The organism is Shimazuella sp. NTD250 (assembly GCF_059510375.1).
In genome coordinates, this window is sequence record NZ_JCAJZS010000006.1 from 105207 (window position 1) to 121434 (window position 16228).

Genomic DNA, 16228 nt, shown 5'->3' on the forward strand with positions numbered 1-16228 from the left:
GAGGTGAACCGAAAAATGAAGAATCCCCTGTTTATTGTGTCAGAGGAAGATTGGTCCCTCCATCGCAAAGGCTATCAAGATCAGCTGCGCCATCAAGAAAAAGTCAAAGAAGCAATTAAGAAAAACTTGCCTGATCTGGTGAGTGAAGAGAGTATTATTATGTCAGATGGAAAACAGATGGTAAAGATTCCTATCCGTTCCATTGAGGAATATCGCATTCGCTACAACTTTAACAAAGGAAAACAAGTAGGTCAGGGAGATGGCGACAGTCAAGTAGGTGATGTGGTAGCTAGAGATCCTTCCGGCTCACCTGCTAAGGGGAAAGGCAAAGGTGCGGGGGACCAAGCAGGTGATGATTACTTTGAAGCTGAAGTTTCCATCGATGAATTGGAGAATATTTTGTTCTCTGAAATGGAACTTCCCAATTTGGAACGCAAAGAACAAGAAGATATTCAAATCGAGGAGATTCGTTTCACCGATATCCGCAAAAAAGGTTTGATGGGCAATATTGACAAAAAGCGTACGCTATTGGAAGCCATTAAACGAAATGCATTAGCAGGTTCGAGGGAAAAGACGCGAATCTCGATCGATGATCTTCGTTTTAAAACATGGGAAGAAAAAGTTCAGCCTCATTCCAACGCCGTTGTGATCGCGATGATGGATACTAGTGGCTCAATGGGTATCTTTGAAAAATATATTGCGCGAAGTTTCTTTTTCTGGATGGTACGCTTTTTGCGTACCAAGTATGAAAATGTAGAAATCGTGTTTATTGCACATCACACGGAAGCAAAAGAAGTAACAGAAGACCTGTTCTTTACCAAAGGAGAAAGTGGTGGAACCATCTGTTCCTCTGCTTATAGAAAAGCTATCGAGATAATCGATAGTCGTTATCCTACCAATCGTTACAACATTTATCCCTTTCACTTTTCCGATGGGGACAATTTGACCTCTGACAACGAAAGATGCGTGGGTTTAGTCAAAGCTTTGATGGAGAGAAGTAACATGTTTGGCTATGGTGAAGTAAACCAATACAACCGCCACAGCACACTAATGACGGCCTATCGTAATTTGGTAGATCCAAAATTTATGCACTTTGTAATTCGAGAAAAAAGCCAAGTGTACCATGCATTGAAGCACTTTTTTCAGGAGAAAGAAGTGGTGTAAAAGAAGATCGCCTTCTCATTTGAATTTGAGGAGGCGATTTTTTTATCATTTACAGATGAAACAAAAGAACGGTCCTTTTGTCTCATCTGTTAGCTCAACTCTACTGTCATAAATAAATATTATTTACCGTTTATGTCCTTTTCCCTTTACGAAATCTATTTTTTATTTCAGAGATAAATTTCGATATAATGTAACTATTGACACAAATAGGTAGGGATTCATGATTAAAAGTAATTTTCTCTTCCTTTCGAATAAATGGAATATTCTTGCTCATTTAGGGTTGACAGCTGAACGAAATGTGTTCATTGATCCCAATGCAACCACAAATGGCTTCATTTAGAGAAAATATGAAGAATTGATGGGTGAGGGGTGGTAACTGTGGAAAGAAAGGAAGCACAACAAATAGGAAAATTATTAGCGGAATATTTCGTTTATTCTTGTGGTGAAGGGGAACACTACATTGCCCTGATCGACCGGCTGCGCGCTGCCAATACCCGATCCAGCATCATCGAAGTGATCTATGTCCTGATTTGTTATGGAACTGCACATCTCAAATTCGAATTAGAAGACTTACAGGAACCAAAGTTAAAGCATTTATACCCATTTATCCAAACAAAAAGCAGGGAAGAGGTCACCCATTTTCACTCTTCCCTTAGTATGCATATCTGGAAGTATGAGGTGGAGAAGATACGGGAGCAGGATCGTTATTTGTTGGAGTTATTGAGTTGATGTATATGAGAACTGTTCCTGTGGTTTTCTTTACGGGTGTAATTATTCTGCTAAATATACAAGTAGTGGATTTATTTAGAGGAACTATCCCATAATTAATTCACTCTTTTTAGACTCTTTTTCACTTATAGAATTTAATCCAAAAGCAGTAAGGATAACTTCACTCCATTTTTTGGGGATATCTTCCCAACAATTCCATTTTGAAGTCACTTTATGAACCTGAAAAGGCTTGTTAGAACTGAGTGGCTCATAACCCAAACATTGTTCCAGACACTCTTCTAATAAGGAGATTGAATCAGGATTGTCAACTGCTTTCAATATAAAATCGTTGAAACTTTCAGCCTTTACCTTTCTTTTATCTTTGTCTCTGTCATGTATGACGTAAAATGATATATCTAAGGCTTTTAAATATTTGACAAGAGGGATGATTGTTGCTTTTCCTCGTGCATTCACCACTTGAATTTTGGATAATACATACTTTTTTTGTTCTTCAGGGAGATGTTTGATCGTATTTTTAATGGCGATAATTTCCGAATCTCCTTCAACAATTACACAGTGCTCTGCAAAAAACACTTGAGATAGTTCGTTATCAAATGTCTTAATCATTTTGAGATGTTCTTTCTCATCACTCTGTAGAATTTCAGTTGCTTCTGACAACCCGTAATTGATTGCAAAACTGTATCCGTTATCATTTAAATTAAGTCTGGTCAAACTTTGCCAATCTTTAGACAAGTCGACCATCCATGGTGAATGGGTTGTACAAATAATCTGGTCAGATCTACCTAGGGAATAAAGAGTATCTTTTAACAAGTTTGCTGCTGCAGGATGTAAATAAATTTCAGGTTCTTCAAATGCAATAAGAAGAGGCCTTGTTTTAAATTCTTTATTTATTTGAGAGTGATATCGTAACATAGAAAAGATACCAGTTCGAATTAGTCCTGTTCCTTGTCGAGATGCATTCGTTTCTACATTCGAGAACATTTCCACTTTGTATTGTGGTTTCAGCACAGAAGCTAGGTCTTGAAGCGACGGTTGTATAGTTATCCCACATTCTGGGAAAACACTGCTGATCACATCATTAACATTGTTACAGATCTCATCTATCATAGATCCGTTTATACCAGGTGACATCTCTTTTTGTAGTTCATATAGTTTCAATTGTATTTCAGAAGCTAATTTACTACGTTTTAGTAAATCTCCAAATAGAAGATTCAAACATTCCCCTAGTTTTGACTTGGCTCCTTCCGCTTTACCAATATCATCCGCATTTGCAAATGATGGAATATGAACTAAGCGTGGTAACTTTGAAACGATAATACTTGGAAGACCTCCAGGATTTTCAACTTCTCTAAAGTCAGAATCTAAATCCCATTCAATCGCATCCTCAATACATAATTCCCATTCATTTGGTAATTTGTCATTTTTAGGTCTTTTCATATTCAGCAATTCTTTTAGTTTCTCTAGTACGTATCCTTTGTCAATAAGATGTTGCCAAGTAGTTACTTCTTTAAATTCATCAGTTCGATTATGTGTATATTTTTTAGTAAATATTTGGGTCTTCACTTTGTTATCAGAATCGTTAATGGAAAAGCGTTTTATATAAGAAAAACATCCATCTACGACTCTTCCTTTGAAACCTTTACTATTTGCTGTGTCTCTAGGTATATCGGAAAAATAGCCACGTATCTCAATTATATTAGATCTTTTTCCTTCGGATAATATCCTGAAATCTTCTATACATAGATCTTCTTTGTTGGACAGTAGTAATTCGATTGCTCTGATAACCGTTGTTTTACCGACATTATTAGGACCAATAATAAACGACGCTGGACTAAACTGAATATCTGCATATTCGATTTTTCTCAAATTTTCGATTTCAATTCTTGTTAATCTCATGATCAACACTCTCCTATATTTTTGTTCGTACTGATTAAATTGGGACTGTGCTCTATATTATTAAAATTAAGAATAGTGTGTAAAGTAATTAGTATATCTAAAATTTGAATTTTCCAAACTGAATACTATTTTTCAAGCGATATTCTATGTTTTCCTCTCTTTTTCAGAAACCATAATGAAGGTTGTTGTTGTAAAGGCAATAAATTCATTCATGTAACAGTAAAGAAGAACTGTCCTCTGTAACACTTGTAAGTATGGAATCTCCCAGACAAAAAAGCCAACGCTCAGATGAAGTTGAAGCTACTCGTTGCGGGAAATAGAGTGCAGGTAGTCAGGAAAAGAAGTAGAGGAACAATAGTAATGGTGTTTTGTTGTGAATTTTATTATTGGATTACAGAAAATAAAAAAACACCTGCTACCATTGAGTTGCAAGCGGTTTGACAGCGTGATCATCTATATGGTAAACCCGGATAATCAGATCCTTGGAACGTGAATGTCCGAGGTTTTTGACCTTCCTCCTTTTTTAGAGAAGAAGAAATCCAATGTTTGCTGTCTGGGATCTACTCCTCTTTCACGTTGAGGCCGGGGGTCAGAGGCTGGATTCCATTGAAAATAGAAAGTGAATCAGTCAAACGACGGAGGCATTCTGTATCCTAGATATACACAAATAAGTGTGGCTTTTTTCTATGCTCGTTATCTGTAGTGGGCGTCATTTAAAAAAATAGTTTGTTGTTTCTCATATGTACAATAATCGAATAAAAGAAAACTGCATGGTTGGAGTCCTGTTTTTGTTAGAATCCCATTTATGCAGCACAAAGTTAATTATTAGTTTAGTAAAGTGTTACAGATTTACCCAATAAAATTTTTGATTTTCTAATCCAATCTAACTCTTGTTTTTCATGTAATTTATTAATTTATCGATAATACTCAATTCTCTACCTATCACATCATCCAATGCAAACTCATTATAATACTTGATGCTTAGTTCTTTTGTATCAATCACTTGCGAAGTGGAATAATGTTCTTTCTTTCTAGCGTAAAAATAGTTACTTGCTTTTACGTTTAGGCGTTTCTCAAATAATGTTTTATTTCCGAGACGTTCAACATACGTTTGAACTTCTTTCCATGGTTTATCAAATAAAGTAGAATTTTTACCATTTCGAGGTATGATATGTTCGATTTCCAGATTGTTTTCTAAAATCTCTTGTTGTTTAGGATTTAAGATAGCAAGTATGTACAGAATTGTTGTAGTAATCCGCTTATTTTTAGATTTAGTATCGTTGGTTAGTTGTTTTATCTGTTCTCTGATAAATGGCTCTTCATGATCTTGCCATGAAATGCTGTACATCTGAGGTAAGTCATTTACAATTTCAATTGATTTTGCGATGGTCAAAGCATTAATTTTACCACTGGTTTCTTTTGTGAAAATTAATCTAAGTATGGATTGTACCCATGACAGAATGAATTTTCTAAGTTTATGAATGTCTAGATTCTCTCTGTAATGCAAATAGTACACAATAATTGGTGCAACATAATTGTCATTCAAAGCAGTTTTTGCGTTCATAATTAATCTTATATGGCTTTTTATAAAGTAATCCTCAAATGGCGAATACACATTGCTACTCTTATCTTGAATGAATGCAAAAATATCAGCAATTTGGATTAGATTTTGTAATGTATTATTTTGGATGAACTCATCGATACTGTGACGTTTAAAATATCCTTTTAATGCACCACCATATTTTTTCGCGTCGCGATGTCCTGCTTTTGCCATCAAATACGTGTTGTATATGGAAAAAATTAACTCAGGTGAGATGTTTCCATCTTCACAAGTTTCAATAAACACTCCCCAATCTTTGACAAATTCATTTCTGTCTTCATTTGAATTTAATCGTTCATACAGTTCTGCTTTCACAATATCAAGTTCACTTAAGGGAAGTCCTCTTGAATTCAAAGTGGAGAAAATCCGGAGTGACAGTTCAAAAGTATTACATTCAATGGGTAAAATGATGCATTTTTTGAGTAAGAATTCAACGAAGTCTGCAATATAACTAGCATTGGTACTTGTATATTGATCTAGAAAATCATTGAACCGCCTGAAGTTCTCGAAATATCTACTCTGATTATTCTCATATTCTTCTTCGGTGTAATTTCTTCTGAGGATTCTCTCCAAAATGGTATTGTCTTCTTGAATGAGCTCTGATGCTATTACGATGGGCGATTTCTTTTCGTCAATATCACCTGATAATCCCTTTGCTTTAAAAATAGTTGGCAAAACATTATCATATAGTGTAGATTTTGGGTTTAAGTGATTTAATATAGCACGTATAAACAATAGAAGAGTAATGGTTCTTTGTTGACCATCAATGATGTCAGCAAAACTTCTATTTTGGTATGTAACAATGGAGCCTAAAAAATATTCTGTTTCTGGGGCATCTTCAAAAGACTGTTTCACATCTTCCCATAGTTGATCAATTTCATTGATTTCCCAAGCATAAGGTCGTTGATATGGGGGTATTCGATAGATTTTTTCTCCTGTTTCTTTAAAATAGTGGTAGATAGTTGTCTTATTAACCATTAATTCTGCCATTCTGTCACCTGCTTTATTTGTCAAAGAATCAAAATTTTCAATTCCTATTTTATCATGAACTATTTTTTATTCGAATGAGAAATTCTTTTTTTATTTAGATTGAAATAGAATCATCAGTCTAAAAGGTTTATATTGAATGGTTAACAAATAAAATCTGAGACACCTGATTTAATACCGTATTGAAAGGCACTTTCTGTGTATAGATTGACAAACAAGATAGATATGATTCTACTTTAATTATTGGAGTTGAAGAATATAAAATACGAAAGATATAAGAGATGGAATTTTTATAGGAATGAAGAGATTAACCAAAAAGGTAATTAGTGTGCGGGGGAGTGGATCATTATCTAGTATTCAATGCGACAAGGGAACCGTCCCGTTGAATACTGGCCGTTACAACATTTATCCCTTTCATTTTTCCGATGGGGACAATTTGACCTCTGACAACGAAAGATGCGTGGGTTTAGTCAAAGCTTTGATGGAAGCAACATGTTTGGCCATGGTGAAGTAAACCAATACAACCGCCACAGCACACTAATGACGGCCTATCGTAATTTGGTAGATCCAAAATTTATGCACTTTGTAATTCGAGAAAAAAGCCAAGTGTACCATGCATTGAAGCATTTCTTTCAGGAGAAAGAAGTGGTGTAAAAGAAGATCGCCTTCTCATTTGAATTTGAGGAGGCGATTTTTTAATAAAAAGTTTCCACCAACCGTAGTTTGTGGGAACATAATAAAAGTAAAAATTTTTATACACAGTTGCTTTTCTCTTACATTTTCACTTTAAGTCTTTACCGTTCGACTCAATGACTTTTTTATACCAGTGATAGCTGTCTTTTAGTATTCGTTTCTTGCTGCCATTACCATAATCATCTTGATCTACATAGATAAATCCGTAGCGTTTGGACATTTCAGATGATGAACAGCTGATAATATCAATTGGTCCCCAAGCATAGTAGCCACGTAGGTCAACACCGTCTTTGATTGCTTCTTTCATTTGTTCAATGTGTGCGCGGTAGTAATCAATCCGGTAAGAGTCGTGAATTTCGTCATTTTCTAATTTGTCATAGTATCCAACACCGTTTTCCGTGATGTAAATTGGACATTGATAGCGGTCATAGAATAGGTTAAGAAACGTTCTTAACCCAACAGGATCAATAGACCAGCCCCAAGGGTTTGCATCCAACTGTGGATTGCGGTAAGTTTCATTCCCATTTGCAAAACTTTCAGTATCACAAATACGAGTATAGTAGTATGAGAATGACATGAAGTCAGCAGTGTTTCTCAATGCTTCTTCATCACCTCCGCCAAATTCTACGTCGATGCCAATATCGGCAAAGTATCTGAATGCGTAACCAGGATAGTACCCGCGCAATAATACATCGGAAAAGAAGTATTCCATTTGATTATGACGAACGGTAGCGAATACATCTTCCGGTTTTGGAGTCGCTGGATAAGCTGGTCCACCGCATAACATCATTCCGATTTGTAGATCAGGATAGTTTTCATGTGCGTATTTTGTTGCATACCCACAAGCAACCATTTCATTGTGGACGCCTTGATATTTTGCTTCTTGAAGGTTATCGACCTTATCTTCGGCAATTCCTAAATGGTTAAAGGATTCATGAACGATTAAGTTAATTTGATTAATAATAATCCAATATTTCACTTTTTCGTGGTAACGGTCAAACAGGACTTTACAGAAACGAGTGAAAAATTCAATTAATTCACGAGAATACCAGCCGTTGTATGCGGTTGTTAAATATAAAGGCATTTCATAGTGTGAAATGGTAATCATCGGCACCATGCCGTTTTTGATGATTTCATCAAATAAGTCATCGTAGAATTGTAAACCTTCCTCATTTGGTTCTAATTCATCGCCGTTAGGAAAAATGCGTGCCCATGAAACGGATGTTCTAAATGTTTTTAAACCCATTTCTGCTAATAATTTCAAATCTTGTTTGTACGTATGATAGAAGTCAGTTCCCCAACGTTTCGGGAACACACGATCTTTGCTGTTTAAGGCATCTTTAATGTATTGCGTGTTAATTTCCCAGTTTGACTTTTTCTCAATCGGAATATCGTCACGGAATTCATTAATATCTGCTACACTTAATCCTTTTCCGTTCAAGTCATACGCGCCTTCTGCCTGGTTGGCGGCTATAGCGCCGCCCCATAGAAATTCTTTAGGAAAACCTGCGGGTACTTTACTCATGTTCATTCACCTTTTCTATCTTTTCTAATTTTGCTAAACGAGCATCATACGCTTCAAAAATCTTAATCATTCGTTTGGCGATGTTAATTTCACTATAAATGGTCATTAATGTATCTTGGGCATGGGCAAAGAGCACAGAGTATTTACCATCTTCACCTTGTGTTTCCGCTGAAATAGCATTTGTTTGAATACGATGGGCTTTGACGATTTCGACATTCGCACGTTCCATTTCTTCTTTCGCGTTTTCAAAATTACTATTTTCAATTGCTTTTAATGCATTCATGCAATGGGTGCGTGCATCGCCGGCATGGAGAATAATTTGCATGGCATTCTGAGCTGTTTTTTCATCAATCATTTTTAAAATCTCCTCAAAATCATTATTTCGCTTCTCATGTAGTGGTTGTACTTTCTTTTACTTCGTTTTCCATTTCTTGTTTTTCATACACTTTAAAAAATGGATACCAAATGAGAGATGCTACTGTCACACAGATAAGCATTAAAATTATCCCGCTTACAGCGCCTGTTGTAATCCAAGTTGAAATAGGGAACGGAACATACCATAAATCAAAGACAATTTTTGGGATAGGTGCAAAAGGAATGATTTTTGTTCCAGTCCAAATGATGATTGGCAATATAATGGAGATAATCCACATTGGTAACATCATAATTGGGTTCCATGCGATTGCCCCAAAGACAATTGGTTCATTAATGTTAAAAATACCAGGGGTAATACTAGCTCGTCCTAACGCTTTAAGTTTCGCATTTTTAGAGAAAGCCATCATTAAAACGAGCGGCAATGTTGTACCGATACCACCGACGAAAAGATAAGCTGAGAAGATTGTTTCAGAAGTAACTAGATAGTGTGCCCCAGCAGTAGCATTAGCGGTAATAGCAGCTAAATAAACCGGCTTTGTTACTGGAGTCAGCACCCAAGAAGAAATACCCAATGTGTATAAGAAACAGATAATAAAGCTCATAAGCGGGAATCCCCATGGTGATTCCATAATGTTTCCAAGTGGTTTAAAAAGTCTTAAAATCGTGTTGTATAAATCAAAGCCAGCGATATCCACTACTAACCAAGTGGCCACAATTACAACAGCAATCGGCAGCATAGCATCAAACCAGGCCCGGACAAAGTCAGGAATGACAGACTCTTCCTTAAAGAAAGAAAACTTCCCAAATAGACCCATGATGTATCCGGTTATTACACCTGCAACAATCGCTACAAACATACCCCCTGCGCCCAATGACTCATGGCTAAAGCCGATCGCTTTATCAGCGATGACTTGTGGAGTAATAATGATTAAAAACGTTATAAGACCTGTACATCCAGCGATAAAACGTTGTTTACGCAACCGTTTCTTTTCCATTAAGTTGAATGGAATTAAGAATGAAATGAATAGGGACAGCAGACCCATTGTCCAACCAAATAATGTCCAGAAATTAGGATAGTTTTTAATATGGAGCACATCACCAGGGATGGTTAACAAACAAAATACAGAACCTAATAAAATAAAGGGAAGCAATTGCATGATGGAGTCTTTTAGCGTTGTAATCCATACATTACTGTTAATTTTCATCATTTTTGGTGAGAAATCATTTTCTAACCATCTCATCATTTTTTGCATTTTATTATACACCTCGACTAATCAGGTTTTAGAATTCCTTTAATAAATCTTCTAAAGCTGCATCACCGTCAAGAGTAGAATAGTAGGAAGGTTTCATAAGAATAACTTTTACGTCAGCATTGCCTATATATTCTTCGATATCTTCTAAAATATAGGCTAAGTGAGGGCCTACCATTAGGGCATCGATTTGATCAATATAGTTTTCAATTTCTGCTTCACCACGGGCTTTGACATCAATATCAAGTTTACGTTTTGCTGCTGCTTTGCGAATATTTGATGCCATAAAACCTGAGCTTGCCCCAGATCCACAAACTAATAATACGTTTAATTTTTTCATATGAATCACCTCAGCTTTTTTTACTTTTTTGATAGCGCTATCATTTATTACATCTCTACAATAAAATGAATCTCGACATCTCTCAAATATTCGTTTACACTAAGGTGGTGCAAAAAGATATTTTTGTAGTGCAAATATATGTATTTCATGGTGAAAATCCATATTTTAAAAAGAAATAGGGCTGAAAACCAATGAATTTAAAATACAGAAATATTCTTCGTCATCTAAGTACTCAAAATGGCTGGACTTCTTCAGCTCAGCTTGCCAGTGCATTAGGTATTTCAAAAAGAAGTGTGAAAACATATATTGCTGACATTAACTCATTGGAAAATGATTTAGTCATTTCTTCAAAAAAGGGTTATCAAGTTGACCTAGAAAAATTAAACCCATTTTTAACATCCATGAATAACACGATTCCACAAACACCAAAAGAACGTGTTGAATATATTTTAAAGTCTTTGGTTAATACAGACCGCGAGCTTAATATTTACGATTTAAGTGATGAATTATACATCAGTGAAGTCACCTTAAAAGGTGATTTACGTAAAGTCAAAAAACGTTTAGCAGACCATGATTTGGAACTAAGAATTTCCAGCGACACGATTCAAATTGTCGGGAATGAAAAAAATAAACGGAAATTAATGAGTTCTATTCTTTATAGTGAAACAAACGATAATTTCTTAGATATTGATAAGCTAAAAGCCTCTTTTGAGGGTTTTGATGTTGATTATATCCGTAATGTTATTTCGGAAGTCTTCTCAACTTATCATTATTTTACAAATGATTATTCGCAGATCAATGTCATACTGCATATCGCTATTGCCATTGATCGTATGAAAAATGGCTTTATTTTTTCGAAACAAGTGGATGGGGATGCGAATCAGGAAAAAGAATACAAAATTGCCAAGGAGATTGCCAAAAAACTTGAAGGGCACTTTGGTGTTGAGTATTCAGAAGGGGAAATACGCGATCTTGCTCTCCTTATTTCCAGTAGTGGAACCAGCATCAACTTCATGCACCTGCAGCTTTCCGAACTGCAGGACGTGGCAGGATTGCGATGTTTAAATCTAGTAGGGAAAATCCTTGATGACTTGCAAAGTAATTATTATTTATTGATTGAGGACGCAGAATTTTTGGTACGTTTCACCCTTCATATCAAAAATCTGCTTATGCGTTTGGAGAATAATTTTTCTAGCAAAAATCCGTTGACTTCTTCCATTAAGCTAAATTGTCCGTCCATTTATGATTGTGCCGTTCATGTTTCGTATACTATTAAGGAAGAAACAGGATACACGATGAATGATGATGAGATTGCCTATATTGCCTTTCATTTAGGTTATGCCTTAGAAATGCAAAAGCAGGCAGATTCAAAAATTACTTGTTCTATCCTTTTTCCTTTTTACTATAATTACAATGTGCAGCTGTCAGAAAAGTTAACGAAACAGTTTGGTGAAGATCTTCTTATTCAGCATATCGTAACAAATGAAAGCGATTTAAATGTACTAAATAGCGATTTAGTTATTTCTACAGTGCAGCTTAATTCAGTGCCGAAAGCACCGTTTGTTTTAATTAATCCTTTTTTTACGAGTGCTGACAAAAACAAAGTGGCTTATAAAATTAGTGAACTAAAAGAAACGAAAAGGAAAGACTCCTTCAAGAGAAATATTGAGGCGATTACAGATGAAGATCTTTTTGAAATAGCTGATGCAACAGGAACGAAAGAGGAAATTCTGACCATGATGTGTAAAATTATGGAACAAAAGGGGTTTGTTGATTCTAATTTTCTTTCAAACGTAAAAGAACGTGAAGCTATGTCTTCAACCGCATATGGACGAATAGCTATTCCTCATGCTATCAAAATGAATGCGAAAAGGACCGGAATGTTTGCTTTAATCAATAACAAGGGCATAGTGTGGAATGATTTAACCGTTAACTTAGTCCTGCTTTTAGCTGTCAGTGCAGACGATAGGGGAATATTCCACGATGTATTTGATTCACTGGCAACCATTTTGACTGAGGATAGAAATGTTTCTCAAATTGTGACCGCAGTAAATTATCAGAGCTTTGTTGATTTACTTGTTTCATGTTACTAATTAGATTTAATGACAGATTGCAATATAAGCAGGGGAGTAGCTGCCGCCATGTGCTAGTCTCAAAATTATGCATTACATCATTCGAGAAAAGAGTCAAGTGTACCATACGTTAAAGCATTTCTTTAAGAGCAAAAAGAAGTGGTGTAAAAGAACTCGCCTCCAATAATTTGGAGGCGAGTTCTATATAATGAGATCGTTATAGTCACGAGAAAACCGTTGGATGACAGATGTCAACCATCAAGTCTCTAAGGCACTCGTGGAGCAAATGGGGAAAAATAGTTTGATCGTGCTGGAAGAATGAGAAGGCATTCGATCTGCAACCGAGAAGGTTCGTAAGATTCATTATATAGTTTCATTTCCCCTCAGTAGTCAGTTGCTGGTTCTACCCTTAAAGATAGAGTTTCTTGTTGATATACTTCAATAGACTGGAGCATGCCTGCATCTTCATTTTATTTTTCAAGACAACCAGCTAATGTCTCAAGCGCAATATCATACAAGAAAAGTTTTAAAGTAAATGATACATTTAGAAAAGTTATTACAGTATAGGAGGCTGGCTTGATGTTAAATGAAATCCGAACAGTTTATCTTGATTCTGATTTAAACATCGAAGCCTATCGATTTAAGGGGATCATGCAAAAGTTTCCTGCCCACTTTCATGAATATTATGTGATCGGTTTTATTGAAGAAGGGCAGCGTTATTTGGTTTGTAAAGGTGAAGAATACATTATTAATCCAGGAGATTTATTATTGTTCAATCCCTATGATACTCACAGTTGTGAACAGATAGACGGCAAAACATTAGATTATCGCTGCATCAATGTGAATCCAGAAGTCATGAAAAATGCAATATCGGAAATTAATAGTAATAAAAATCTTCCCTGCTTTAAGCAAAATGTTTTATATAATAGCGAGATTGTATCTAATTTAAAAGAGTTACATTTAAAAATTTCGCAGGGTGAGAATGACCTTAAAAAGGAAGAGTTATTTCTGTATTTATTGGAAGAGCTCATTCAGATGCATTCTGACCTTACGATCCTTCCGACAGCTTCTGAGACCTCTCACGAAATCAAAACTATATGTAGCTATTTGGAAGAAAATTATACAAAATCAATTACGCTTAATGAATTAAGTAACTTAACGGGATGGAGTAAGTATCACTTACTAAGATCCTTTACAAAACAAAAGGGTATCACTCCTTTCAGCTATCTAGAAACCATCCGAGTAAATCATGCAAAAAAACTTTTGGAACAAGGTGTAAAGCCCATAGAGGTAGTGTATTTAACAGGATTTAGTGATCAAAGTCATTTGACTAAGTTTTTTAAAAGACTGGTTGGGTTAACGCCAAAACAATATATGAGAATTTTTGAAAGTGAAGGAGAACCTAATGAGTAATTTTGAAACAAAATGTGTACTTGTTATTGATGAAAATTTACCTTTAGGATTGATTGCCAATACAGCAGCAATCTTGGGTATAACTGTTGGAAAGTATGTTCCCGAGATGGTAGGCCGCAGTGTAACAGACCTTTCAGGGATCGAACATTTGGGAATAGTGAAAACACCAGTTCCAATCTTAAAAGGGAGTACTCACATTCTTCATGAGCTAAGAGATAGGACGATGACAGAAGCGTTTGCTGATCTCATTGTCGTAGGTTTTTCAGATACCGCACAAAGCTGTAAAACATACGAAGAGTACACAGCGAAACTACAGAAAATATCCAAAAACGATTATCGTTATTTTGGGATGGGAATCTATGGCGATAAGAAAAAAGTAAATCGATTAACGGGAGGTTTATCTCTGCTCAGGTAGACAGAAACGAGATTATAGTTTATGTGTGTTGTTACATAAGAAAAGGCAACTTGTAACTGCCGATTTGGACCAATAGATATAAAAAAGGAGGAGTATAATGGATCATTTGCTTGCATATATCTTAATGGCTCTTATGATGTCTATGTTACCTGGTACAGATACAGCACTTATTATTAAAAATACGCTCAACCATGGAGCAAAAGCTGGATGCTATACGATACTTGGGATAGCAACAGGTTTAACTTGCTGGACGATTATTGCTGTTCTCGGTCTGTCAGTTGTCGTTGCTCAGTCAGTAGTTCTTTTCAATGTAATCAAGTATTTGGGAGCGGCGTACTTGTTTTATTTAGGTATGAGGGCATTTTTTTCTAAAAGTACAATTTCATTAGAAGCTGTTCAAGGTGTGGACAAGTCAACACAACATCATTATTATAGAGAATCCTATTTGCAAGGAGCACTCAGTAATATCCTTAATCCTAAGACTGTTTTAGTCTATATAACTTTTATACCTCCATTCATTGATCTGAATGAAAATATAAATCAACAACTGATTGGATTGGGCTTAATTCTTACCATAATAGCAGTGGGATGGTTTTTAATCTTGATTTATCTTCTAGATCATGTGAAAAAGTGGTTGAAAAAACCTAAAATTCAAAAAGTATTTCAAAAATCTATTGGGGTAATGTTAATAGCATTTGGAGTAAAAACTTGTAATTGAATATGTAGACAAAGAATCGCCTCCAATTTTTTTGAGGCGATCCTTTGTTATTTAACATTGTTTGTTTGCTATACTTATATATCCACAAATAGACGGAGGTTAGCATAATGGATCAAATAGTGCAATTTGATGATATGATCTATAAATTTCCATCTGATCAAGAAGTCAGTCGATAGAATTAAATAATTTCCTTTATTTCGAGAGTAAGAATTCCAGTACTGCGCTCTGGAAATCGGAAGGGCGCTCTACATTTGATAAGTGGACTACAGGTAAAATGACTAGTTTTGAATTAGGTACTGTCGAATCAATCAATTCGCTGTGACTGGGGAGAGTGACCGTATCATATTGCCCTGCGATCACCAATGTCGGACTATTAATAAGGGAGATCGTTCGACGCAAATCCATGTCACGAACTGCACACCAACATCCAGCAAGACCTTGTGGGTTGGTTGCGAGTACCATGCCACGAAACTTCGACACAATGTCATTCTCCGTCTCAAGCATACTTGATGGAAACCAATTTTTCATAAACATGTCAGCAAATTTGAAGAGCTCCTTGGCTTTCAAAGCAGATGCGATTAAATCTTCCCATTGATCGGCTGGTCCCAAGTATGAGGAAGTGTTGCACAGAATTAGCCGTTCGATTCTATCAGAATGATGGATTCCTAGCCATTGCCCAACCATTCCTCCTAATGAAAGCCCGCAAAAATGTACACGACTTATATGTAACGAGTCGAGTAACTCGATTACATCCCGTCCCAACCGGTCAAGTGAATAAGCACCAACTGAGGCCTCAGAGGCACCATGACCACGGAAGTCATATCGTAGGACGCGGAAATGTTTTGACAAACTCTGGATTTGTCCGTCCCACATATTCATTGTAGTTGCAATTGAATTTGCAAGGACCAACACAGGTTTGTTGGATTGACCATCAAATCGATAAGCAATGCGGCACCCATCACCAGTTGTAAAGAAGTTTAGTCTGTCATGTAGTATAGGTTCGTTTACTTTTGTTTTCATATTATTTTCTCCTTTTATTTGATAGTGACAT

Annotated in this window: 13 protein-coding genes and 1 pseudogene; 7 read left to right on the top strand and 7 right to left on the bottom strand. The window is 35.9% G+C overall.

Annotated features, from left to right (window positions below):
• The first annotated feature begins 15 nt into the window (after positions 1-15).
• Entirely contained in the window at positions 16-1164 is a 1149-nt protein-coding gene (yhbH, locus tag AC5WOF_RS15440) for a sporulation protein YhbH (RefSeq protein WP_496050842.1), read from the top strand.
• A 378-nt stretch (positions 1165-1542) separates the two neighbouring features.
• The gene (locus AC5WOF_RS15445) at positions 1543-1893 is read left to right on the top strand and encodes a hypothetical protein (protein ID WP_496050843.1); all 351 of its coding nucleotides are present in this window, start codon (positions 1543-1545) and stop codon (positions 1891-1893) included.
• Positions 1894-1977: 84 nt separating this feature from the next.
• Here the strand turns inward: AC5WOF_RS15445 and AC5WOF_RS15450 are convergent, their stop codons facing one another.
• Together AC5WOF_RS15450 and AC5WOF_RS15455 are read right to left on the bottom strand one after the other, a co-directional pair.
• The gene (locus AC5WOF_RS15450) at positions 1978-3789 is read right to left on the bottom strand and encodes an ATP-dependent nuclease (RefSeq protein WP_496050844.1); all 1812 of its coding nucleotides are present in this window, start codon (positions 3787-3789) and stop codon (positions 1978-1980) included.
• 883 nt (positions 3790-4672) lie between these two features.
• A complete protein-coding gene (locus AC5WOF_RS15455) occupies positions 4673-6379 on the bottom strand; it encodes a DUF262 domain-containing protein (RefSeq protein ID WP_496050845.1) in 1707 nt (568 codons plus the stop codon).
• Between the two features lie 391 nt (positions 6380-6770).
• Between AC5WOF_RS15455 and AC5WOF_RS15460 the strand changes: the two are divergent.
• Positions 6771-7030, top strand: a pseudogene (locus tag AC5WOF_RS15460) (DUF444 family protein); the annotation flags it as partial.
• Between the two features lie 127 nt (positions 7031-7157).
• Here the strand turns inward: AC5WOF_RS15460 and AC5WOF_RS15465 are convergent.
• From AC5WOF_RS15465 to AC5WOF_RS15480, 4 genes are read right to left on the bottom strand one after another with little or no spacing between them, the layout of a single operon-like run.
• Positions 7158-8594 (bottom strand): glycoside hydrolase family 1 protein, encoded by a 1437-nt coding sequence (locus AC5WOF_RS15465; RefSeq protein WP_496050846.1) that lies wholly within the window; start codon positions 8592-8594, stop codon positions 7158-7160.
• The gene (locus tag AC5WOF_RS15470; protein ID WP_496050847.1) at positions 8587-8949 is read right to left on the bottom strand and encodes a PTS sugar transporter subunit IIA; all 363 of its coding nucleotides are present in this window, start codon (positions 8947-8949) and stop codon (positions 8587-8589) included. Before AC5WOF_RS15470 ends, AC5WOF_RS15465 begins: the two co-directional genes overlap by 8 nt.
• A 34-nt stretch (positions 8950-8983) precedes the next feature.
• A complete protein-coding gene (locus AC5WOF_RS15475) occupies positions 8984-10222 on the bottom strand; it encodes a PTS sugar transporter subunit IIC (RefSeq protein WP_496050848.1) in 1239 nt (412 codons plus the stop codon).
• 28 nt (positions 10223-10250) lie between these two features.
• A complete protein-coding gene (locus AC5WOF_RS15480; protein ID WP_496050849.1) occupies positions 10251-10559 on the bottom strand; it encodes a PTS sugar transporter subunit IIB in 309 nt (102 codons plus the stop codon).
• 191 nt (positions 10560-10750) lie between these two features.
• Here AC5WOF_RS15480 and AC5WOF_RS15485 point away from each other — a divergent pair, with 191 nt between their 5' ends.
• From AC5WOF_RS15485 to AC5WOF_RS15500, 4 genes are all read left to right on the top strand, one after another.
• On the top strand, positions 10751-12652 hold the full coding sequence (locus tag AC5WOF_RS15485; protein ID WP_496050850.1) for a BglG family transcription antiterminator: 1902 nt from the start codon (positions 10751-10753) through the stop codon (positions 12650-12652).
• A 558-nt stretch (positions 12653-13210) separates the two neighbouring features.
• On the top strand, positions 13211-14044 hold the full coding sequence (locus AC5WOF_RS15490) for an AraC family ligand binding domain-containing protein (protein WP_496050851.1): 834 nt from the start codon (positions 13211-13213) through the stop codon (positions 14042-14044).
• Positions 14037-14459: a DUF2000 domain-containing protein gene (locus tag AC5WOF_RS15495; protein WP_496050852.1), complete on the top strand. Its 423-nt coding sequence runs from the start codon at positions 14037-14039 to the stop codon at positions 14457-14459. Before AC5WOF_RS15490 ends, AC5WOF_RS15495 begins: the two co-directional genes overlap by 8 nt.
• Before the next feature lie 97 nt (positions 14460-14556).
• The gene (locus tag AC5WOF_RS15500; RefSeq protein WP_496050853.1) at positions 14557-15177 is read left to right on the top strand and encodes a LysE family translocator; all 621 of its coding nucleotides are present in this window, start codon (positions 14557-14559) and stop codon (positions 15175-15177) included.
• Between the two features lie 192 nt (positions 15178-15369).
• On the opposite strand, the gene AC5WOF_RS15505 is transcribed toward AC5WOF_RS15500, so the two are convergent.
• Positions 15370-16197 (bottom strand): alpha/beta fold hydrolase, encoded by an 828-nt coding sequence (locus tag AC5WOF_RS15505; protein WP_496050854.1) that lies wholly within the window; start codon positions 16195-16197, stop codon positions 15370-15372.
• Between the last annotated feature and the right edge of the window lie 31 nt (positions 16198-16228).

Coding starts and splice junctions, on each gene's coding strand:
- AC5WOF_RS15480 (WP_496050849.1), bottom strand. CDS start 10,559: ATGAAAAAATTAAACGTATTATTAGTTTGTGGATCTGGGGCAAGCTCA.
- AC5WOF_RS15455 (WP_496050845.1), bottom strand. CDS start 6,379: ATGGCAGAATTAATGGTTAATAAGACAACTATCTACCACTATTTTAAA.
- AC5WOF_RS15505 (WP_496050854.1), bottom strand. CDS start 16,197: ATGAAAACAAAAGTAAACGAACCTATACTACATGACAGACTAAACTTC.
- AC5WOF_RS15495 (WP_496050852.1), top strand. CDS start 14,037: ATGAGTAATTTTGAAACAAAATGTGTACTTGTTATTGATGAAAATTTA.
- AC5WOF_RS15470 (WP_496050847.1), bottom strand. CDS start 8,949: ATGATTGATGAAAAAACAGCTCAGAATGCCATGCAAATTATTCTCCAT.
- AC5WOF_RS15500 (WP_496050853.1), top strand. CDS start 14,557: ATGGATCATTTGCTTGCATATATCTTAATGGCTCTTATGATGTCTATG.
- AC5WOF_RS15465 (WP_496050846.1), bottom strand. CDS start 8,594: ATGAGTAAAGTACCCGCAGGTTTTCCTAAAGAATTTCTATGGGGCGGC.
- AC5WOF_RS15490 (WP_496050851.1), top strand. CDS start 13,211: ATGTTAAATGAAATCCGAACAGTTTATCTTGATTCTGATTTAAACATC.
- yhbH (WP_496050842.1), top strand. CDS start 16: ATGAAGAATCCCCTGTTTATTGTGTCAGAGGAAGATTGGTCCCTCCAT.
- AC5WOF_RS15485 (WP_496050850.1), top strand. CDS start 10,751: ATGAATTTAAAATACAGAAATATTCTTCGTCATCTAAGTACTCAAAAT.
- AC5WOF_RS15475 (WP_496050848.1), bottom strand. CDS start 10,222: ATGCAAAAAATGATGAGATGGTTAGAAAATGATTTCTCACCAAAAATG.
- AC5WOF_RS15450 (WP_496050844.1), bottom strand. CDS start 3,789: ATGAGATTAACAAGAATTGAAATCGAAAATTTGAGAAAAATCGAATAT.